This window comes from Streptomyces sp. NPDC102451 (assembly GCF_044765485.1).
Taxonomy (GTDB): Bacteria; Actinomycetota; Actinomycetes; order Streptomycetales; family Streptomycetaceae; genus Streptomyces.
Genome location: NZ_JBIWKD010000005.1, coordinates 198,704 through 219,447, shown reverse-complemented (window position 1 = coordinate 219,447; position 20,744 = coordinate 198,704). Strand labels below are relative to the sequence as shown.

Annotated in this window: 20 protein-coding genes and 2 pseudogenes; 8 read left to right on the top strand and 14 right to left on the bottom strand. The window is 71.0% G+C overall.

Features of this window, described 5'->3' with window-relative positions:
- Positions 1-2: 2 nt before the first annotated feature.
- On the top strand, positions 3-1,859 hold the full coding sequence (gene drmB / locus ACIRD8_RS13925) for a DrmB family protein (RefSeq protein WP_403990005.1): 1,857 nt from the start codon (positions 3-5) through the stop codon (positions 1,857-1,859).
- 170 nt (positions 1,860-2,029) lie between these two features.
- Here drmB and ACIRD8_RS13920 read toward each other — a convergent pair whose 3' ends face one another.
- Positions 2,030-2,221, bottom strand: a complete 192-nt coding sequence (locus tag ACIRD8_RS13920; RefSeq protein WP_403990004.1) for a DUF397 domain-containing protein — start codon at positions 2,219-2,221, stop codon at positions 2,030-2,032.
- Positions 2,218-3,075: a helix-turn-helix domain-containing protein gene (locus ACIRD8_RS13915; protein WP_403990002.1), complete on the bottom strand. Its 858-nt coding sequence runs from the start codon at positions 3,073-3,075 to the stop codon at positions 2,218-2,220. Before ACIRD8_RS13915 ends, ACIRD8_RS13920 begins: the two co-directional genes overlap by 4 nt.
- 196 nt (positions 3,076-3,271) lie before the next feature.
- Between ACIRD8_RS13915 and ACIRD8_RS13910 the strand changes: the two genes are divergently transcribed.
- The gene (locus ACIRD8_RS13910; protein WP_403990000.1) at positions 3,272-3,724 is read left to right on the top strand and encodes an ATP-binding protein; all 453 of its coding nucleotides are present in this window, start codon (positions 3,272-3,274) and stop codon (positions 3,722-3,724) included.
- Between the two features lie 446 nt (positions 3,725-4,170).
- Complete coding sequence (locus tag ACIRD8_RS13905) at positions 4,171-5,235, top strand: MarR family transcriptional regulator (RefSeq protein ID WP_403989998.1); 1,065 nt, start codon at positions 4,171-4,173, stop codon at positions 5,233-5,235.
- 90 nt (positions 5,236-5,325) lie between these two features.
- Here the strand turns inward: ACIRD8_RS13905 and ACIRD8_RS13900 are convergent, their stop codons facing one another.
- From ACIRD8_RS13900 to ACIRD8_RS13875, 6 genes and pseudogenes are all read right to left on the bottom strand, one after another.
- A complete protein-coding gene (locus ACIRD8_RS13900; RefSeq protein ID WP_403989996.1) occupies positions 5,326-5,949 on the bottom strand; it encodes a hypothetical protein in 624 nt (207 codons plus the stop codon).
- Between the two features lie 142 nt (positions 5,950-6,091).
- Positions 6,092-6,679, bottom strand: coding sequence for a hypothetical protein (locus ACIRD8_RS13895; RefSeq protein WP_403989994.1), 588 nt, complete (start codon positions 6,677-6,679; stop codon positions 6,092-6,094).
- On the bottom strand, positions 6,672-7,229 hold the full coding sequence (locus ACIRD8_RS13890; RefSeq protein WP_403989992.1) for a SigE family RNA polymerase sigma factor: 558 nt from the start codon (positions 7,227-7,229) through the stop codon (positions 6,672-6,674). Before ACIRD8_RS13890 ends, ACIRD8_RS13895 begins: the two co-directional genes overlap by 8 nt.
- Before the next feature lie 163 nt (positions 7,230-7,392).
- A pseudogene (locus tag ACIRD8_RS13885) lies at positions 7,393-7,644 on the bottom strand (VOC family protein); the annotation flags it as partial.
- 62 nt (positions 7,645-7,706) lie between these two features.
- Positions 7,707-8,708 (bottom strand): GNAT family N-acetyltransferase, encoded by a 1,002-nt coding sequence (locus tag ACIRD8_RS13880; RefSeq protein WP_403989990.1) that lies wholly within the window; start codon positions 8,706-8,708, stop codon positions 7,707-7,709.
- A 101-nt stretch (positions 8,709-8,809) separates the two neighbouring features.
- Positions 8,810-9,772: a zinc-binding dehydrogenase gene (locus tag ACIRD8_RS13875; protein ID WP_403989988.1), complete on the bottom strand. Its 963-nt coding sequence runs from the start codon at positions 9,770-9,772 to the stop codon at positions 8,810-8,812.
- Positions 9,773-9,939: 167 nt separating this feature from the next.
- On the opposite strand from ACIRD8_RS13875, the gene ACIRD8_RS13870 reads away from it, so the two are divergent.
- From ACIRD8_RS13870 to ACIRD8_RS13860, 3 genes are all read left to right on the top strand, one after another.
- Entirely contained in the window at positions 9,940-10,596 is a 657-nt protein-coding gene (locus ACIRD8_RS13870) for a TetR/AcrR family transcriptional regulator (RefSeq protein WP_403989986.1), read from the top strand.
- Between the two features lie 87 nt (positions 10,597-10,683).
- A complete protein-coding gene (locus tag ACIRD8_RS13865) occupies positions 10,684-10,911 on the top strand; it encodes a hypothetical protein (RefSeq protein WP_403989984.1) in 228 nt (75 codons plus the stop codon).
- A gap of 91 nt (positions 10,912-11,002) precedes the next feature.
- Positions 11,003-11,692, top strand: coding sequence for a hypothetical protein (locus ACIRD8_RS13860; RefSeq protein ID WP_403989982.1), 690 nt, complete (start codon positions 11,003-11,005; stop codon positions 11,690-11,692).
- 27 nt (positions 11,693-11,719) lie between these two features.
- On the opposite strand, the gene ACIRD8_RS13855 is transcribed toward ACIRD8_RS13860, so the two are convergent.
- The 5 genes and pseudogenes from ACIRD8_RS13855 to ACIRD8_RS13835 form a co-directional block, all read right to left on the bottom strand.
- Entirely contained in the window at positions 11,720-12,397 is a 678-nt protein-coding gene (locus ACIRD8_RS13855; protein ID WP_403989980.1) for a hypothetical protein, read from the bottom strand.
- 87 nt (positions 12,398-12,484) lie between these two features.
- Complete coding sequence (locus tag ACIRD8_RS13850) at positions 12,485-13,708, bottom strand: MFS transporter (RefSeq protein ID WP_403989978.1); 1,224 nt, start codon at positions 13,706-13,708, stop codon at positions 12,485-12,487.
- 127 nt (positions 13,709-13,835) lie between these two features.
- Positions 13,836-13,934 (bottom strand): annotated as a pseudogene (locus ACIRD8_RS13845) (DNA-binding response regulator); the annotation flags it as partial.
- A 58-nt stretch (positions 13,935-13,992) separates the two neighbouring features.
- On the bottom strand, positions 13,993-14,805 hold the full coding sequence (locus ACIRD8_RS13840) for an ABC transporter permease (RefSeq protein WP_403989976.1): 813 nt from the start codon (positions 14,803-14,805) through the stop codon (positions 13,993-13,995).
- Positions 14,802-15,764: an ABC transporter ATP-binding protein gene (locus ACIRD8_RS13835; protein WP_403989974.1), complete on the bottom strand. Its 963-nt coding sequence runs from the start codon at positions 15,762-15,764 to the stop codon at positions 14,802-14,804. Before ACIRD8_RS13835 ends, ACIRD8_RS13840 begins: the two co-directional genes overlap by 4 nt.
- A 256-nt stretch (positions 15,765-16,020) precedes the next feature.
- Here ACIRD8_RS13835 and ACIRD8_RS13830 point away from each other — a divergent pair, with 256 nt between their 5' ends.
- The gene (locus ACIRD8_RS13830) at positions 16,021-18,234 is read left to right on the top strand and encodes a HelD family protein (protein ID WP_403990725.1); all 2,214 of its coding nucleotides are present in this window, start codon (positions 16,021-16,023) and stop codon (positions 18,232-18,234) included.
- 32 nt (positions 18,235-18,266) lie between these two features.
- Here the strand turns inward: ACIRD8_RS13830 and ACIRD8_RS13825 are convergent, their stop codons facing one another.
- Positions 18,267-19,766, bottom strand: coding sequence for a hypothetical protein (locus tag ACIRD8_RS13825; RefSeq protein WP_403989972.1), 1,500 nt, complete (start codon positions 19,764-19,766; stop codon positions 18,267-18,269).
- Between the two features lie 228 nt (positions 19,767-19,994).
- On the opposite strand from ACIRD8_RS13825, the gene ACIRD8_RS13820 reads away from it, so the two are divergent.
- On the top strand, positions 19,995-20,741 hold the full coding sequence (locus ACIRD8_RS13820; RefSeq protein ID WP_403989970.1) for an SAM-dependent methyltransferase: 747 nt from the start codon (positions 19,995-19,997) through the stop codon (positions 20,739-20,741).
- The last annotated feature ends 3 nt before the right edge of the window (positions 20,742-20,744 follow it).

Below are 20,744 nucleotides of genomic sequence, written 5' to 3'. Positions count from 1 at the left end.
CCATGGGACCTGCACCGCACCGCGCCCGCCGCCGAGGCCTCCCCTCGGCCGCGGCTCGCAGCGCCCGCAAGCTCGGAGAGATCCGTCGCGCCCAGCTGATCACCACGTACGGCGTCGGAGCAATGATCGCTGTCGAGAACGAGTCCTTCCTCATCCGCGGTATCGACTCGTGGGACGTCTCGGAGGCGCCTTACATCTCGGAGCCCCGCCTGGCCAGGCAGTTGGGCGTCTCGGGATTCCGCATGCCTCCCGCTCCCGATGCCGACTCGGCCCGGGACGGAGTACGCGCGGTGCGCTTCCCGGAGATGTACTCATGCCCTCACTGCCATCAACTGCAGCCTTTTCGTAGGTTCAACTCACCGGCCGGTCGAGCTGAGTGCTCGACATGCCAGGAGAGCCTGGTCCCCTCCCGCTTCGTGATGGCCTGTACGCACGGTCATCTGGAGGATTTCCCCTACTGGAAGTGGGTCCACCGGGGAAACCGAACAGGCTCCGGTAGCTGCGGGGGGCAACTGACCTTTCAGGCGGACGGCTCGACCGCGTCCCTGCGTGCTGTGCTGATCGGTTGCAGTTGCGGCGTGGAGAGGGTTTCCATGGAAGGCTCGTTCCGTCGTCAGGCCCTCAGGGACCTCGGTATCCGGTGCAGTGGTCGTCGCCCTTGGCTCAGGGATGCTCCGGCCGAGAGCTGCCAGGAGCCGCCGCGCACCCTCCAGCGTGGTTCCTCCTCGGTCTGGTTTCCTGTCATGCACTCCGCCCTGTCCATCCCGCCGTACAGCCAGGGCATCGCCAAGCTTGTAGCGCCGTTCTACGACGGCTTGAAGGAGGAGAGCCCCGCCTCGATCAAGACGTTCGTACGCGTCATGAAACTGCTGCTCCACCACCCGAAATACACGGACGACGACGTGGTGGCCGAGGTCGAGCGGAGACGTGAGGCCGAGATCGCCGCCACTGAGCAGGCGAATGACACGGAATCCGCCAAACGTTTCGACGACTACCGGCGGAAGCTCTACGAGGGCGAGTACCGGAGCCTGTCCACACCTCATCCCGAGGATGCCGAGGAGGATCAGGAGTTCGTCTGCGAACCTCCCTCCGTCTCGATCGATACCCTCCGCTCCTCCCACGGGTTGGCGCAGGTAATGCTGGTGAAGCGACTTCGTGAGGTACGGGCACTGCAGTCGTTCCGACGTGTCGAGGAACCGAGTCCGGCCGACTCCCAAATGCGCCAAGCAGTGATCTCGTTGACGAAATCGAGCTGGCTCCCGGCGTTCGAAGTGAGCGGGGAAGGTGTCTTCCTTCGTCTCGCCCCCGAGCGGCTTCGGGCCTGGGAGGAGCACCCGGAACAGGTCACTCGTGCCAACCGGATCCGCGAGAACCACGAGAGGCTGCTTTCAGCCCGGGCAGGCGAGTCGGACAAGCCGATTCCTCCGTCGCCCGCCACGCCTCGATTCCTCCTTCTGCATGCCTTGGCCCACGCGCTGATCAACGAATGGAGCCTGGACGGCGGGTACCCGGCTGCTTCCCTGCGGGAGCGGCTCTACAGCGACGAACACATGGCTGGTGTGCTGATCTACACAGCCACCAGCGACTCCGCTGGCAGTCTCGGCGGCGTCGTCGCGCAGGGTGAGCCCGACCGACTCGACGCCTCCATCAAGGCCGCTCTTCACAGAGCCAGTTGGTGCTCGAACGACCCGCTTTGCATGGAGTCGGAGGCGAGCGGCGCGGACAGCCTGAACATGGCCGCATGTCACGCCTGCCTTCTCCTCCCGGAGACAAGCTGCGAGAACAACAACATTCTGCTGGACCGCGCTGCCTTGGTGGGGAGTCCGGATGGTCGGGTGCCGGGCTTTTTCACGCCTTGACCCTCAATCGGTCGGGCGGTCGGGCGCAGGCAACGGTCCGGACCGCCTGGGCACCGTCATGCAGTTGGAGGAGGGAGCCCCCTCGGGTTCGAAGTCTGCGCAGAGGCGGTCGAGCCACGTCTGGATCAAGCTCGGAGGTCACTGGTGTGCCTGCGCGCGCGCCGCGCCCCTCAGAGCCGGGAGCCGGCAGCAAGTACCGTGAACGCCGACCACGCGCGGGGAGAAACCGTCAGGGTCTGACTGCCTGTGTCCTTCGAATCCCGGACCAGTACAGCCTCAGGACCAACAGCGATCTCCACACAGTTGCCGCCGCCGCCACCGCTGTAACTGCTCTTGAACCAGGCAAGTTCGGTAGTGCTCATAGCGCTCCTCGCATCTGCTCCAGCAGACTCGCGGTGGCTTGATGGCTCAGAGCCTGCGAGCGCATCTTGCCATAGCGCTGAAGCATCGCGCTCGCGGCTTTGGGGTCGGTGATCAGCATGCTGCTGTCGTGGGCTTCGACGTATCCCACCCATCGATTCTCTGCCGTCTCAGCCAGGGAGAGCGGTCCTTCAAAACCGGCGTGATCCTCCTGAATCAGCGGCATGGCTTGAATCTCTACATTGCGTAGGCGACCTGCTGCGAGCAGATGATCGATGAGTGTCCGGGTGACCTCGACGCCTGCCATGCGTCGCTCCAGCAGCGCCTGTTCGATGATGAAGCTGAAGGTTGTGTTCGGCCGCTCCTCCAGGAGACGCTGCCGCTCCTGACGGGCAGCGACCTGCTGCTCGAACTGCTCCTCCGCAAGTGGAGGAAGGCGTCGGTCGAAGAGCGCGCGGATATACGACTCGGGTTGCAAGAGGCCTGGAATCACGCTGGACTCGTACGACAGGAGCGAGACCGCGTCCTCCTCGACAGCCGCCCACTGCAGGAACCACGACGCCAACCCCACCTTCCGCGTCAGACTCCCAGCCGCAGCCACCAGCACACGGGCCGGAGTTGCCCCCAGCACGGGCTCCGAGCGGTCCAGCAAGTCCCTCGGCGGGAACCGCCTTCCCTGCTCGATCTTGGCGATGTATGCCGTTGAGTACTGCACCGACGTCGCGAACTGTTCCTGCGTCAGGCGGGCTTCGTCGCGCAGCGCCTTGAGTACCGCCCCGAAAGTCCTGAGGCTGTCCGAAAACTCCGGCTCACCAGAGTTTCCGCTACCCCCGCCACCGCCATTGTCAGACGCCATTCGCGGCCGCCTCTCTCTGTGCCGGGCCCATTCACAGGCCCACCCATGCCATTTCGCGCTTTCGCGCGCAACCGCCCCGACCAACCCCATCGTCACGGCACGTGACCACCCCAGTCCAGAGCGTGAGCCGGTACAAGCCGATCTGTATGGGCTCCGTGCCTGCCGTCGGGCTGCTCGCCCCGCCAGGTTGGATCCCATGCCGACCCCTCACAGCCAACCCGCCGTCGACGTCCACGTGTTCGCCCAACGCTTCTCCGCCACCCGACGCGGAGCCCGTCTCGCGCGCCTGCTTGCCGGGCTGCAGTTGGTGGAGTGGGGGCATCCTCGCGGCGGCGGTGTGCACGACACGGTCATGTCCGTGGTCGCCGAGCTTGCCGCGAATGCCGTACTCCACGGCCGCGTGCCCGGGCGGGACTTCGCCCTGCTCCTCCGTTACGACGGCGGCCGGAGCCTCGTCCGTATCGAGGTGTCCGACACCCACCCGGCCCGCCCCGTCCCTGTCGCGCCGGCCTCCGACGAGGACCACGGCCGTGGCCTGGTCCTCGTCGGCGCTCTCTCCACCCGCTGGGGAGTCCACGACCGCGTCGGCCCCGGCAAGACGGTCTGGGCGGAGTGCGCCCTGGCCACGGGGGCCGGGAAGCCCGCGTAGGGGGAGCCGACCGACAGGGCCACGCCTGTGCCAGCGCCTCTGCGGTGACCTGCCCGATGGCCGGTCGTGAGTCGAGACCCGGGAGTCGAGACCTGGGAGTCGAGACCCGGGATCCGGGGCCCGAGTGCCGGGGTAGGGCTTCACTCGTTCGTGGGTACGAAACGGAGGCCCCGCCGGGCGCTTGAGCTTCGGGATCCGAGGGCCGGGATCCGAGGGCCGGGATCCGAGGGCCGGGATCCGAGCGGTGCCTTTATCCGGTGGGTAAAAGAAGGCTGGGAAGAACCTCCCCGCCCTCCCCGACCCGTCACGGCCAGCAAGTATGACTAATCGTGACCGACTTGCAGCACTGAGTCGCAGCCGCTTACCGTGCCCTCAACGAAACGACCCCGACGAGGTGTTGGCACACCAGGCCGGGGTCTCACCTCAAGATCGAAAGAAGCGATCTCGTGGCTACCGAGCAGACTAGCTCCGCCTTGTGCGCACCCGCACGCCCCTCCCGCGCCTCCCGCCCGTACCGCAAAGCCCACAACGGCTACGGCAAGCGCTCCGCGCCGGAGCAACGTCCGGCCGGTTCCTCCGATTTCGCGCTGCTGCCCGAGCGTGAGCGGTACATCGCCGGATACGTCGACCTCCTGCCCGACGGCGCGGCCATGGACATCAAGTCGCTGGCCAAGGACCTTCCCCTGTACGGGCAGATGGCGATCGGCACCGCCCTGCGGGCCCTCGGAGTGGCCGGGCACCTGCGCCATGTGCGCTGCCGGGTGGAGCACCTCGGGCAGCACCGCTGGGTCACTCTCACCTTCTGGTCGCGCACCGCTCGCGACAACGAGTGGTGGGCCGCCCACCTCGACGCCGCAGGCGACCGGGCCGCGCCGACAGCGGCCACGACGGCTCCCCCACCGCACCCGGCTCCCTCGGAGCCCGTCCGGGCAGCCGAGGCCCAGGCCGTCGCCTCCGTACCGCAGCAGCGGGCTCCGGAACCGGCGCGGGGCAGCGGCCCCTCTCCGGACTCGGCGCGGGGCAGCGGCCCCTCCCCCGCGTATCTCGCCCTGGCCCGACTGGGCCGTACCGAGCCGCGGCTCGCCCTCTCCGCCGCGGACTGTGGCGCCCTGGAGGATCTGGCCGCGGCCTGGTTCACCCGGGGTGTGAACGCCGACTACCTCACCCGGGCGCTCGCCTCCGGGATCCCGGACCAGATCGGCTCCCCCGTCGGATTCGTACGCCGCCGACTCCTCGACAAGATCCCGGCACACCTGCCCGCCGCTCCCGCGCCGGGCTCCTCGCCGGGCGTCCCGGCGCGGCGCCTCCTGGTGGAGTGCACCGAATGCGGTCGCCCCGGGCCCGCCGGGTCACTCCCCGACGGCCTCTGCCGGCCGTGCCGCACACCCTCGGCGGACACCGCTCCGGCGGCAGTCGGGGGTGACCCGGACGTCCCGGACGGTCTGCCCGCCGCACGTGATGTCCGCAGCTACGTCGACGTGCTGCGGAGTAAGCACCGCATGCCCTCCTAGCCTCCAGAAGCCGACCGACCCGAGGACGCCGGCCTGAGGCCGGACCCCGGCCCGGATCTCTCCGGGGCCGGTGTGCCGTCCCCCGGGCGCTCAGGGCGTGTACAGCGACTGCAGTCGGGTGATGCGGCCCTCACCGTCGAAGCTCACGTCGTATCCGAGGAGCATGGGTGCCTCGGCGGACGACCGCGCCTTCAGTCGGCTGACGAAGTCCGCCTGGGAGTACGACGCGGGATGCTTCGCGTCGCCGAGCGGGACCGACAGCAGCACCGTGGCGTCCTCGGCCATGGGCACCTCGGTGTAGGGCCCGTTGCCCGGGACGATGACCCATGCCTCGAACTGGGGGTGGGCCTTCTTCTGCGCGGGTCGCACCGACAGGTACGTCCGGCCGTCGGTGATCCGGGCATCGTCGATCTGCACGAACTGCTTGGTCCCGGCCCACGGGGCCGCGCTGGTCGACGACGCGGCAACCGGGTCCGCATCACCGGCCGAAGCGGAGGCCGAGGCCTCGTCGCTGCCCGGCGCGGGCGTCGAGGCCGTCCCGTCGGCCGGTGCGGAGGGCGTCCCGCTGTCCGATGCGGCGGGCGTCGCCGAGGCCGCGGGCGCGGTGCTGACCGACTGCCCGTCGTTCTCACCGCCGCACGCGGTCAGGGCCATGAGGCTGAAGGCGAGAGCGGTGAGGCTGCGCACGGTGGCGCTGCGGTGCGAGACGCGCATGATCAAGTCCCCCCAAGGACGGCTGTGTTCTGGCTACGTGCTCTCTACGCGGCGGCCCACCCCGCAGGTTGCACCCTGGCCGCATTCTTTTTCAGCGGGCACCGGAAGGCATCGGTGGGCATCCCCGGATCCGCGGGCGGCCTCACCCGGAGAGCCAGTAGGCCTCCCTCAGCGACTGCACCCGGCCCTCGCTGTCGTAGTCGATCGCGAACACCCACCGGGGCCCGGCGCCCAGCCTGTCCGCCAGTTCGCCCAGTTGCGTGTCCGCCGGCTTCCCGTCGGCCAGCTGCCGCACCTCGACCAGCGTTCCCCTCGGCAGTGTCAGCGTGTGCACCACACCCCCGGGAGTTGCGGCTCCCCGCGCCGTACGGGCCTGTTCGACGGTGACCCGCACCGTGTCGCCCTTCGCCACCGCGCCGTACACATAGCCCAGTTCGGTGGCGTACTCGGCACCCGGGCCGGGGGTCGGCGGCACGAACGGCGATGCGGCCGGTGCCGGTCCGGCGGCAGGCGGCTCCGATACCCCTCCAGGGGCGCGGACCAGCGACATTCCTCCCACGGCCAGCACCACGGCCAGCAGTGCGCCACCGGAAGCCAGTGCGGCCCGCCTGCGGCGCAGGCGCTGCTCGGCGCGCGCCCGGATCCCCTCCGCGGCGAGCGGCACCACATGCCGCCTGCCCGACTCCGCGAGGTCGGCCAGACAGTCCCTCAGCCCGGTCTCATCAGCCATGGCGCACCTCCGGCAGGCGGCTCGTCGTCCGTGGGTCCAGCTCGGTGTCCGCCAGCAGCCGTGCCAGCGCCGCCCGGCCCCGGCTGAGGTGTGCCTTGACCGTACCGACAGGGCAGTCGGCCTCGACAGCCACCTGTTCGACCGTCAGGTCACACAGGTGGTGGAGCACCACGGCCCGCCGCTGAGCCTCAGGGATCTGCCGCAGCGCCTGGACCAGCAGCACATGGTGTGGTTCCGGCGGCGGTACGGCGGCCGGCGGGCCCTGCCGCCGGGCGAAGGCGAGCGCGGTACGCACCTTCCGCCACCGGCTGACCGCCAACCGCCAGGCCACCGTGCGCACCCAGGCCTCGGGGGCACCGTTCAGGTCCAGCTCGGACCGGCGTTCCCAGGCGCGGATGAAGGCCTCCTGGACCACGTCCTGCGCCTCGGAGAGGTCGCCCGTCATCGCGTACAGCTGGCCGACGATCCGGCCGACACTCGCGGCGTAGAAGGCGTCGAACTCGTGCTCGTCCACGCCTCGCCCGCCGCGTCGGCCCTCCGGTGGTGACATGCCTCTCCTCCCACCGCCGCACGCGGCGCCACGTGGCGGGCCCGCGACTGCGGCGACCGGCAACTCCCGCGCTGTCGCCGGTGATTCCGAGGGGACCCTATCCAGCGGACCGGAGCCGCTACCCGGATGTGGGAAGCGGTGTCACTGCTGTGACAAAGTCCCGGCGTTCGACCTCTGCCTGTTGCTCCTCGGCCGTGTCCGTGAAGAGGTCCAGGTGGAGGCGGGGGCGGGGCTCTGCCGGGGAAGCGCTGTGCATCAGGCCGAGGGCCCGGCCGGAGCCGTCGGGGTGGATGAGCGTCCGCCATGTGTCGCTCGCCCAGTCCTCGGTGGCGACCAGGTTCAGCGCCTCGGTCCAGAAGGCCACTGCGCGGGGGATGTCCGTGACACCGATGACAGGGATTCCGAGTCTCAGCATGGGGCCAGCGTAGGACCTGCCCTGTAGATGATCTACGGTCCGAGGGCCCGTGGCCCCGCCGGTCATATCAGCGGCTTGCGGTAGCGGACGTACTCGTTCCGGCGCTGGAAGCCCACACTCCCGTAGAGGTCGTAGGACCGGTGCGGGTTCGCCGTGCCCGTGAAGAGGCGGGCGGTCGTGGCGCCGTGCTCGCGCAGGCTGCGCAGGCCGTCCAGCAGCAGGGCCCGGCCGATTCCGAGCCGTCGCTGGTCCGCCCGGATGCTCAGCTCCTCGACCTCGCCCATGGTTCGGTCGTACGGGCGGAGGGAACAGAGGGCGACCCCGACCATGTCCGGCCCGTTCCATGCCGCCCGCCAGCATGCCGGGTCGGCGGTGGCGGCGAAGTCCTGGAAGGGCCATTCCTGGGTGAAGCCGGTGCCTGCGTACGAATCCACTACCGTCCGCCAAGCCGCACGGTAGTGGCTTGCCTCGATCGGCCCCGTACGCATCCCGGCCGGGAGTTCGGCGACCCGCTCGGGCAACCGGCTCAGGTCGCCCAGCTCCAGCTCGACCAGGCTGAAGACACGTCCGTAGCCGGAGGTGAGCAGAAGCTCCGTGGCGTCCTGCTCGGAAGCCGTGGCGTTCGCGCCGATCACCGCTGTGCGCGCCGTTCCGTGCTGGACGACGAGCCGGCGGATCCGCTCCTCGGCCCAGCTCAGCATCGCCGAGCCGACGCCCTGCCCGCGGTGCTCGGGCAGGAGGTAGCCGCGGTGCAGGTAGAGCCATGTGCCGTCCCGCTCCCGCCACCACCGGATCGTCGCGTAGCCGACGACGCCCGCGTTGCGCACCACCAGGATCTGGTTCCTGGACGGCTCCTCCAGCTCGGCGGAGGCTTCGGCGATCTCGGTCGCTGTCGGGAGCCCTTCCACAACCGAACGGGCATCGACCCCGTCCCGTTCGGCACAGCCCAGCCGCACCGCAGCCATGGCGTTGTGGTCCTCGTCCCCGTCGCGATACGGCCGGAAGCCGTAGTCGGCCGGAACGCCCTTACCCGGAACGCCCTTACCCAGTACACCATTTGACATGACCGGATGATCTCGCAAGGCGGGGCTCCCCCGCCTCCTCATTCAGCCGCCGCTCAGCGGTGAGCCCCCTGCGGATCCGTGCCGGGGCCCATGGATGCCGGCTACGGCGTCAGCACGATCCTGCCGAACACCTCGCCCGCGTCCATCTTCCGGTGTGCCTGCACGGCCGCGTCCAGGGGCAGCACCTCGTGCACCACCGTTTCGATCTCGCCGCGGCTCGCTGCGGCGAACTGCTCGCGTCGTACGGCGTACCGCTCGGCCTCGGGGACGGTGGCCGCGCTGAAGGCGGCGAAGGACATCGACTTCTGGAACGCCGCCATGATCCTCGTCCCGAAGTCCGCGGGCGGCTGACCCGCGACCGCGCCCACGGCCACCATGCGGCCGTTCGGATTGAGCCTGTCGAAGAACGACGGCATGTCCTTCCCTGCCACGACGTCGATGATGACGTCGTAGCCCGCAGGGGCCCCTTCCCCTCCCCCGCCGGAACGGTCCAGCACGTGGGTCGCCCCGAGTCGGCGCAGCTTCTCCCCGCGCTCGGCCGAGGACGTGGTGACCGCCACCGCGCCCGCGCCACCACGGACGGCGAGCTGCACCGCCATGATCCCGATGCTTCCGGCCGCGCCGCGTACGAGGACCGTCTCCCCGGGAGTGAAGTGGGCGTGGCGGAGCCCGAAGTGGGCCACCACACCGGCGCTGCCGAGCGTCACCGCGTCGACGGCGGACAGTTCCTCGGGGAGGGGGACGATGTCGCCGACCGGCACGGCGGCCTGTTCGACGTAACCTCCGCCGGTGCCGGTGAACGCCCACACCCGCCGGCCCGTCCATGCGGCGTCGACGCCGTCGCCGACGGCGGTCACGGTGCCCGCCACTTCGCCGCCCGGGACGAAGCCCTCCGCGAAGCCGTAGGCGGCCAGGGCTCCGCTCCTGATCACCGTGTCGACACCACCGACGCCGATCGCCTCGGTGGTGATCAGCACCTGCCCGGCGGCGGGTGCGGGGGCCGGCAGGTCGACGGCGACCAGGCCCTCGGGGCCGCCGTACGTCTGGATCGCGAACGCCTTCACTGTCTCGTCTCCCGTACGTACTCCAGGACCGCTGGGGCGCGGTCGTGCGCGATGCCCGCCACCGGTCCTCCACCTGCGCGGTCCACCCGCAGGGGAACCGGCGCGACGCGAGCTCCTACGTTCCGGACGCTAGCGGACGCCCCCGTCCGTTTAGCTAAAGTGAGAGCATGAGCGAGCGTTTGCCTCACACCCTGCGTTCCGACGCGCTGGACAACCGCGCAAGCATCCTGGACGCGGCCCGGGCACTCTTCTCCGCCGACGGTCTGGACGTGCCGATGCGGGAGATCGCGCGGCGCGCCGGGGTCGGGCCCGCGACCTTGTACCGGCACTTCCCGGCCAAGCAGACGCTCATCGCCGAAGCCTTCGCGGACCAGTTGCACGCCTGTCGCACCATCGTCGACGAGGGGTGCGCGGATCCCGATCCGTGGCGTGGTCTGCGCGGGGTGATCGAGAAGATCTGTGAGGTGCACGCCCTCGATCGGGGCTTCACCGAGGCCTTCCTGTCCACCGTCCCCGGGGGCCTGGACCTCGCGGGCCGTGCGTACACGCTCGGAGCGCTCGCCGGGCTGGCCCGGCGGGCCAAGGACGCGGGGGGTCTGCGGCCGGACTTCGTCCTGGACGACCTCGTCCTCGTCCTCATGGCCAACAAGGGGATCCACACCAGATCGGCCGCCACCCAGATCGCGGCCTCCCGACGCTTCGCGGCGCTGGCGATCCAGGCACTCGCGGCCGATCCTCAGCGGTCGCCGCTGCCCCCGGCACCCCGGCTGGCGGCGGCGGCGACGGACGGACCGGCCGCGAACAAGCCTGTCACCGGCCACTGACACGGCACGATCAGGAGCCGAGGGTTCTGGGGCGTCGTCCTCGTCCTCGCCAACCTCCTCAACGCCTACGTCGTCTACTGCGCACTCGTGATCCAGCCCCAAGGGGTCTGGGACGAGCACACGCTGACCGGGATCGAGGTCGCGTCAGCACTCGCGATCATCCTCGGCGTCGTCATCACCCTGCTCGCCCTGGTCCCCGTCCGGCAGAAGGTGCTCAGCCGCTGGTGGCCGGCGCCCTCGCTGATCTTCCTCGCGGTGGGCGCAGCACGCTGGGCGTACATCGTCCACACCTATCCGATGGGCCCCGGCCACTGAGGGGCGCGGCGGTCCGAGGTGCCGCAGGGGTGCACCGGGTCTCCCGGCGTGATCACACCGGCGACGAGGGCACGGGTGCGAGACTGCCGTCATGGCCCCTCACCTGATCTCCGTCATCGGGAGCAGCCCCGGCGTCGGCAAGTCCACCCTGTGCCGTGCCGTGTGCGAGTGGCTCACCGGTGCCGGTGCGTCGGTCGACCACTTCGAGGAGCCCGACATCCTGACGCGGCCCGCGTTCCGCCCCGTTGCGGAGGAGTTCGCCGACGGCGCCGGCTCGGTCCGGCCCGCGACCCTCGTCGCGTGCACACGGGCCTACGTCGCGGAGTCGACCGGGGCGGGCAGGGACTGCCTGGTCACGGATGCCCTTCTGCCCTTCATCCCGTCCCTCGTGGCATGGGGCCACGACGAGGAGGTCCTCGTCCAGGTCATGGATGAACTGACCCGCGCCGTGGAGCCCGCCGAGGTCACCGTGGTGTACGTCCATGACGACCCCGGTACGGCGTTGCGGCGCGCCATCGAGCGGGAGGGGGACGCCTGGGGCGACTGGTACGTACGCAAGCTCGCCGGCTCCCCCGGCACCCGGGCCGTCCACGACCTCGCGTCGGCCGCCGACCACCTCCGTCGCGAGGCGGAGCTGACCCGCCGCCTACTGGCACGCTCGCCCTGGCGTGTCCTGACCGTGGATGTCGGGACGCTCGACGCGCACGAGGCCGCCGACCGCACTCGGAGCCGGCTGGCGGACGTACTGGGAATCCCGGAAGCCCCGGCCCCGGCGCGGTAGCCCCCCGCCGGGGGCGAGCCGGCTGGGTCACGGGTGCCTCGGGCCCCGCTGCGCCGGCCCGAGGGCGGGCGGCCACAGGCCGTCCCCGGAGGGGCCTACGTCGCCGTCCTTCCGGCCGGGGTCGGAGGCGCAGGGCCCGGTGGCGCCGCCCATGAAGTACTCCCGGTCCGGGAACCAGGTGAAGGACATCCGCTCGTCCCCGCCGTCCCGCTGGACGAACAGGTCCCAGTCACCGGCCGTGCCGCCTTCGCGGTAGGACGTCACCTCCCAGCCCTCGTCCGCGAGTTGCCGGTGCAGCCGGCGAAGCCCGGGGACGGCCCGGCTCGCGGGTACGCGGTCCAGCGCCCAGCTGTGGCTCATCCGGTAGGCGCCGTCCACGGTCTCGTCGAGGTCGAGCAGCCCTCCGCCGTAGCAGTGGCCGGAGCCGAGCGTGTTCTCCGTGCTGACGCCGATGTCCTCGACCCCTGGCTCGACGGTGCGCGTGAAGCCCATGACGTCGTACGCCTCCTGGGAACGCTGGAAGGCACGGTCCGCCATCTCCTCGGGAGCGACGCGGGGAAAGTCCGTGGTCGAGCCCCAGGCGAGAGCGACCAGAGCGCATACGACGACGAGCGCGGCACTTCCGCATCCGAGGATCGCGAGGACGGACGAGCGGGAGCGTGACGTGGTCGACGCAGGGACGGCTGGTGCGGTCTTCTCGGGCATACGGGGACGCTATGTCCGAGGCCCGTGCGGCGGATGGGCTCGGCTACCCCGCAAGGAGTAGGTAGCCGTACTCACCGGCAGTCTGCGCTATTTCTCCGTGACCGGCTGCTGGTCGGGGGCCGGGACGGGGCCCGTCACCGTTGCCCTCCGGGTGCCGATGGCCGGGGCGAGGAAGACCGCCACCGCGACGAACGCGAGGACGACGATCATGGCGGACCGCAGCCCGTAGTGGTCGCCGAGGAAGCCGAGCGAGGGCGGTCCCACGAGGAACGCGATGTAGCCGATCATCGCGACCAGGCTGACGCGGGCCGCCGGGTCGGGGCCGGAGTCGCCCGCCGCGGAGAGGGCGACGGGGAAGCCGAGCGAGGCTCCCAGGCCCCAGAAGAGGACGGCCGCGCCGGCGAGGACGGGTGAGTCGGCGAAGATGACGAGGGCGAGTCCGAGGGCGGCGGACAGTGCGCTGGCCCGGACGACGGGGGCCCGGCCGAAGCGGTCGATGAAGAAGCCGCCGCAGAAGCGGCCGAGCGTCATGGCGGCGGCGAAGCCCGCGTAGACGGCCGATCCGAGGGCCGGGTCGACGCCGTGGCCGTCGACCATGAGCAGCGGCAGCCAGTCGTTGGCCGCTCCCTCGGCCAGTGCCATCGCGAGGATGATGCCGCCGATCAGCAGCAGGCGCCGGTCCTTCCAGACGGCGGGGCGGGCCGGTGCGGTGCCGCCGTCCGCCGGGTTCGTCCTGGTCCTGCCGACGCCGGCGGGGATGGCCCGGAAGGCGTACGCGAACATCCCGGCCGTGACCGCGGCCATGGCACCCAGGTGCCACAGCACCGGGAACTCGACGGCGGTGCAGAGGATGCCGAGCGCGGCTCCGACGACGGTGCCGAGGCTGAAGAAGCCGTGCAGGGTGGGCAGTACCGTACGGCCGATGATCTGCTCGACCTCCGCGCCATCGATGTTGACGGCCACCTCTCCGCCGCCCATCCCGGCCCCGAAGAGGAACAGTCCGGCGGCGACGGTGGGGGCGGAGGAGAGCGGCGTACCGCAGCCGATGACCACCGCGCCCGCGATGATCAGCGCGGTCCCCACACCCATGACGGGCCGGGTGCCGAACCGTGCGACCAGCGCCCCGGAGCTGAGGATGCCGAGCATGGAACCGACGGACAGACCGAAGAGCACCAGCCCCATCTGGGCCGTGGACGCACCGAGTTGGTCCCTGATGTCGGGCGTGCGCGTCACCCAGGAGGAGATCGACAGGCCGGGTATGAGGAAGAAGAGGAACAGTGACGCCCGTCGGCGACGTGTGGCCAGGTCCATCAGTGACGCGCTCTTTCAGGAGTGCAACGGCCGGGCGGACGCCGCCCCCGGATGAGTATGTACAAACGTACACTCCTCTGTGAGCGCTCTCCAGGGTCTTTCGGAGCCAGCCGTGCTCCGGGGTGTTTCAGAGCCAGCCGTGCTCCCGGGCGATGCGGGCGGCCACGTGGCGGTTCTCCGCGCCGAGCTTCGTCGCGGCGGACGAGAGGTAGTTGCGTACGGTCCCGATGGTGCCCAGGTTCCCCGTCTTCCTCGTCCGTGCGCCCGCGTGCTCCACGGCGCTGTCAACCGCGCGGGCCCCAACGGAACCACTGCCGCACCCCGAGGGCCGCCACACCTGTCCAGGCCAGGGCGGCGAGCAGCAGGCGGATCTGGTCCAGGCCGCCGAGGCTGCCCGACCAGCCGCCCTGGAGGAGGTCCATCACCGGTGAGAAGGGCAGCCAGGCGCTGATGTCGCCCGCCACACCCGGCAGTACGCCACGCGGTACGAACATCCCGGAGCCGACCATGCTCAGCAGCCAGAACGGCAGGAAGGTCAGCTGCGCGCTCTCCGCCGTCCGGGTGACCGCGGCCGTCAGCGCGCCGGCGGCTACTAGCAGCGCCACGCCCACCAGCAGGCCGAGGACCACCAGGTGCGGTGCCGCGGGCGCGGGTGCGTCCAGGACCACCGTCAGGCCGATGATCAGCAGGACACACTGCACCAGCGCCAGCATCAGAGCCGGGAGCGCACCGCCCGTGAAGATCTCCCAGTCGCGCACCTCACCCGTACGCAGCCGCTTGAGCACGAGGCTCTCCCGGCGCGTGACGTACACCCCGACCAGATTCGAGTAGACGGAGAAGAACAGCGCCAGCCCCAGCGCACCGGGCAGCAGGACGGTGGCGATCGACAGGCCGGTGCCGCCCAGGTCCAGGCCCTTCACCATGCCCCGCATCGAGAAGGCCGTGACGGCCGGCACGAGGAGTGCGGTGACCAGCGCGGCCCTGCTGCGCATCAGGAGTGTCAGCTCCGCGCGGCCGAGGGCGGCCAGCCGGGCGGTGGCACCGCTCCGCGCGGGCGCGGTCGTCCCCGGTCGTGTCACGCTCGCGGTCGTCGTCATCGTGTCTCCTCGTTCCCGATGTTCCCGACGTGCTCGACGTGCTCGGCGTCGTCGAAGCCCTTGGCGATCTCCATGAAGGCCTCTTCCAGCGATGCGGAACGCGCGTCGAGCGCGTGCAGCGCGACGCCCGCGTGGTGGGCCCAGGTGAGCAGTTCGGTGGTCGTGCGCTGCAGCTCCCGGGTCTCCAGCCGCACGGTCCCTCCCTCGTCGGAGTGCCGGGTCACGCCCATCGGCGCGAGCGGCGGCAGTTCACCGAGGAAGCGGTCCTGCGGCAGCCGGAAGCTGATCCGGGAGGGCCGCTCGGCCACCACGTCGGCCACCCGCCCGGTGGTGGCGATCAGCCCCCGGTGCATGATCGCCAGCCGGTCGGCGAGCTGTTCGGCCTCCTCCAGGTAGTGCGTGGTGAGCAGCACGGTCGTGCCCTGGGCCTTCAGCTCGCGGATCAGCTCCCAGGTGTCCCGGCGGGACTGGGCGTCCAGGCCGGTCGTCGGCTCGTCGAGGAACAGCACCTCGGGCCGCCCGAGCAGGGCCAGGGCGAGGTCGAGGCGGCGGCGTTCACCGCCGGAGAGCTGCTTGACCCTCACCGCGCGCCGGTCGGTCAGCCTGGTCAGTTCGAGGGCCTCGCCGGCGGGGCGGGCGCCGGTCGTGCAGCCCGCCCACATCCGTACGGTCTCCAGGACGGTCAGCTCCGGCGGGAAGCCGCCCTCCTGGAGCATCACCCCGATGCGGTGCCGCACCGCCGTCCGGTCGCGGAACGGGTCATGGCCCAGCACCCGGACGCTCCCGCCGGTGGGGGTGTCCTGGCCCTCCAGGAGTTCGAGCGTGGAGGTCTTGCCGGCGCCGTTGGTCCCCAGCAGGGCGAAGAGCTCCCCCCGGGCGACCGTGAAGTCGACACCCCGTACGGCCTCGAACCCCCCGTAGCTTCGTTTCAGTCCGATGGTTTCGATGACTGCGTTCATGTCCCCCACACTCCCGGCGGCAGAGGCCGGACGGCAGTGCGGTGTGTCATCGGGTCCGTATGACGCCTGTCATGGGGGCGCATGACAGGCGTCATACGCCGAGCACGGAAAATCCCCGTTCCGGAATTGCGGAACGGGGATTTCCTCACGTATATTGAGTGGTTCTGTGTGCCCACAGAAAAGACCCCTCACCGGGGGCCACTAGAAACACCATATCCGGCAGGGAGCGATTTTGTCAACTCGCGAAAACGTCGAATTGCAGAAGGAACAGGAATTCATCGACCGGCTCTACGACCGTGTCGACGCGCTGCGCGGGGTCACCGCACAGCGCGTCGAGGACGCGTTGACCCCGGTGGGGAACAACCTGCAGGCCCGGCTCGAACGCGATGTGCTCGTCTCGGAGCGTTCCGGACTGCTGGCCGCCCTGAATGCGGTGGACGGTTCGCTGTGCTTCGGCCGTATCGATCTCCGCGACGGCACCGCGCACCATATCGGCCGTATCGGAATTCGGGAGGACGACACCGAGCACACGCCCCTTCTGATCGACTGGCGGGCACCGGTCGCCCGGCCCTTCTATCTCGCGACCGGGCATACGCCGATGGGGCTGCGCCGACGCAGACACCTCACCACCGAGGGCCGCACGGTCACCGAACTGCACGACGAGATCCTCGACCTGGGGGACGACGAGCGCACCGGCTTCGAGGATCCCAGCGGTGACGCCGTGCTGCTCGCCGCGCTCAGCTCCGCCCGCACCGGCCGCATGGGCGACATCGTGCGGACCATCCAGGCCGAGCAGGACCGCATCATCCGCGCCCCGCACCGCGGTGTCCTCGTCGTCGAGGGCGGCCCCGGCACCGGGAAGACCGCGGTCGCGCTGCACCGGGCGGCGTTCCTGCTGTACGAGCACCGCGAGCTGCTGGCCAAGCGCGCGGTCCTGGTCGTGGGCCCCAACCCGGCCTTCCTGCGCTACATCGGCGAGGTGCTCCCCGCGCTCGGCGAGACCGGCGTCATGCTCGCCACCCAGGCCGAGCTGTTCCCCGGTGTCCACGCCCGCGGCACCGACACCCCCCGCGCGGCAGCAGTGAAGGGCGGCGCGGGGATGGCGGAGGCCCTCGCCCTCGCCGTACGCGACCGGCAGGACCTGCCCGAGCCCGGCGCGCCCGTCGTCATCCCGCACGACGACGGCGACCTCGTCCTGGACTGGGAGATCGCCTACGAGGCCCGGCAGGCGGCCCGCGAGACGCGGCTGCCGCACAACCTCGCCCGCCCGTACTTCACGTTCCACATCATCGACGCCCTCACCCGGCAGCTCACCGAACGCATCGGCGCCGACCCGTACGGCGGCCCCAACTTCCTGGGCCCCGACGACGTCGCCCAGCTCGGCAAGAGCGTCGCCGCGAGCGAGGAGGTGCACGCCGCCGTCGGTGAGCTGTGGCCGCTGCTCACCCCCGAGGACTTCCTCGCCGACTACCTGACCGAGCCCGTGTACGTACCGGACGAGGACGCCGAGGCCATCCGGCGTGCTCCCGGCGACGAGGAGTGGACGCCGGCCGATGTCCCGCTCCTCGACGAGGCGGCCGAGCTGCTCGGCTCCGACGACAGCGCCGAGCGGGCCGCCGCCGAGGCGGTGCGGCAGGAGCGGGTCGCCTACGCGCAGGGCGTCCTGGATCTGTCCCGGGGCTCGGAGACGTACGAGTTCGAGGACGAGGAGGACTCGGAGGTCCTGGCCGCCCACGACATCATCGACGCCGAGCGGATGGCGGAGCGGCAGGAGGAGGCCGACCACCGCAGCGCCGCCGAGCGCGCCGCCGCCGACCGGACCTGGGCGTTCGGCCACATCATCGTGGACGAGGCGCAGGAGCTGTCGCCGATGGCCTGGCGGCTGCTGATGCGCCGGTCACCGACCCGCTCGCTGACCCTCGTCGGTGACCCGGCGCAGACCTCCGAGGAGGCGGGCATCGGCTCCTGGGAGAGGATCCTGGAGCCGTACGTCGGCGACCGCTTCGAGCATGTGACGCTGCGGGTCAACTACCGTACGCCCGCCGAGATCATGGAGCTGGCGGCCAGGGTCGTACGGGCCGAGGACCCGTCGTTCGAGCCGCCCGGGTCGGTGCGGTCCACGGGTGAGACACCGTGGACGCGGGACGCCGGCGCGGACCTCGCGGGCACGGTGGCGCGGGCCGTGGAGGAGCTGACGCCCGAGGAGGGGCGCCTCGCGGTGATCGCACCGCGTGAGCTGCACGAGGAGATCGCGGCCCCGCTCGACGGGATCACGCCGGGCGCCGAACCCGACCTCACCCGGCCCGTGGTGCTGCTCGGGCCGCGCGAGGCGAAGGGGCTCGAATTCGACCATGTGCTGGTCGTGGAGCCCGGGAGGTTCGGGACGAGCGACCTGTACGTGGCGCTGACCCGCGCCACGCAGCGCCTGGGCATCGTGCACCGGGAGGAGCTGCCCGAGTCGCTGCGCTGACGCGTGGTCCGGGGGTGGGGTCGCGGCCCGCCTCACTCGGCCAGGAGTTGCTCCAACAGGTCCGGCTCCTCCGTGTACTGCTCCTCCAGGTCCGCGATGCCCTTCGCCACGACGTCCGCCAGATGGACCGGGCAGGCCAGCACCTCGGACCCGAACTCCTGGCCTGCGGCCGCGGCTTCGGCCTCGGCCTCCGCGTCGGGCTCGTAGAGGCGTGCGACGCGGGCCATGAGGTCCTGCGTGCGCTCGCCCCGGCGCGCGTGGCCGTCCGGGTGGGCGCACGCGCCGTCGACGGGCGGTGTGGTGGCGGCGCGGAGGATGCCGAGGAGCTCCTGGGCGATGCCGGTCGACAGCTGCAGGGACGTGGCCGCCTTGGCCATCAGGAGCAGCAGGACGGTCCGGTCGGCGGCGGGTCCGCCGGGGCCGAGCGCCTCGTAGCGCCGGGCGGCCCAGAGAGCCGCCTCCTCGGAGGCCGTCTCGTCCTTGAACGGGACGTGCCGCGCGGTCAGCGGCCCGATGTCGAGGCGGCCGTCGGGGCGCAGGTACACCGGGTCCAGGTGGTCCGTCCGCCGGGTGCCGAAGAGGGTCTCGACCGCCGCGCGCAGGTGATCGCGCGCCTCGACGGCGAGGGGGCGCAGGAAGGCGGTGCAGGTCCACACCTCCAGCAAGGACCCGTCGCCGGCGCCGGCGCCGTCGTCGTACTCGTCGCGCAGGACGGCCCGGCCGCCGGGGCTCTGGAGGTGGATCCCGTCGCCGGCCTGCTGGTCGGCGCCCCCGTTCAGGGCCGGGTGCTCGCCGGGCCCGTGGGCGCAGGGTGCGTCCGGCAGCAGCGGCAGGACGGACTCCAGGCCCTCGATCATGTCGTCGAGGAGCGGCCGCTGACTGATCCGGCCCGATCCCATGTACCAGCAGCACGCGCGGGCGACCACGACATAGCCCGCCAGAGCGGCCCTGGAGAGCCGACCGGTGCTGGGCGGTGTCGTGTGGATCTCCAGGTCCCAGCGGGGATCGCCGTTCGGGTAGTCGTTGAGCACGCGGTCCAGGCTGTGGATGCTGCTCTCGTGATGGCTCGGGACGATCTCCGGTATGCCGCCCACGCACCCCGGGAGAATCACGTCGGCGGCCGTACGCGCCCATGCGGCGGCGTTACGGGGGCAGGCCTCGGCCTCGTCCCAGTCGCCGATCGGAATCCGCGTGTCCGGTGCGTCGTGCAGCCCGTCGGCGTCCGTGTCCCACTGCTCCAGGACCTTGGTGTGCGGATGGTCCGCGTGGCCGCAGTCGTCGGTCTCGGGAAGCCGCGCGTCCAGGGCCTCGGCAGCGGCGGCGAGGGCGTCCGCCGAAGCCTGCTCGACGGGGGCCCCGCGCCGCCCGATGACGTACGGCGCCATGCCCACCAGCCCGAAGGCCAGCAGGACCGCCTGCTCACCGCCCGGTTCGGCGGCGAGCAGGCGGGCGCACTCCAGGACGACGGGGTCAGCCTCGGCGGGGTCGGCGCCCGGCGTGACACCGGCCCACGTCTCGATCAGTTCGTTCATGCTGAGAAGAACGTCTGCGCCGTCCCGGCAGTTGCACCGACGCCGAACTTCTGGGAGGAGAAAACCGGTGGGGATGTGCGTCCGGTCGGGTCTATATTCACCGGGTTCACGATTCGTCCGTACGTTCAGAACGAGGTGTGTTGATGACGGTCCGAGCAACGGCGGCCGGCTCCGGTCGGCTGTCCTCCGCAGACGTCATGACCTCATCGAACGTAAGGAACACCTCTCGTGGATCTTCCACGCATCTTCACCGTCCGCGAAAGTAGCCACCGCATCCACAACCCGTTCACCCCGGGCAAGCTCGCCACCCTGGGCCAGGCACTGCACCTGGCCCCCGGGACGCGCATGCTCGACCTCGCCAGCGGTTCGGGCGAGATGCTGTGCACCTGGGCCCGTGACCACGGGGTCACGGGAACGGGGGTGGACATCAGCACGGTGTTCACCGAGGGGGCCCGCGCCCGCGCCACCGAACTCGGTGTCGCCGACCGGGTCACCTTCGTGCACGACGACGCCTCCGGTTACGTCGCCGACGAGCCGGTCGATCTCGCCGCGTGCATCGGCGCGACCTGGATCGGCGACGGAGTCGCCGGGACCGCCGAGCTGCTGGGCAGGAGCCTCCGCCCCGGCGGCCTGATGCTGATCGGCGAGCCTTACTGGCGCCGAGAAGTGCCGGACGAGGAGACCGCCCAGGCCTGCCACGCCGGCAGCAAGGACGACTTCCTGCCGCTGCCGGAGCTGATCGAGCAGTTCGGCGAACTCGGGTACGACGTCGTCGAGATGGTGCTGGCCGACCAGGACAGCTGGGACCGGTACCAAGCGGCACAGTGGCTCAACCTCCGCCGCTGGCTCGACACCCATCCCGATGACGAGCTGGCCGCCGAGGTACGGACCGAGCTCACCACGGGCCCGGCCGACTATGCGCGGTACACGCGCGAATACCTCGGCTGGGGCATCTTCGCCCTGATGGCCCGCTGACGG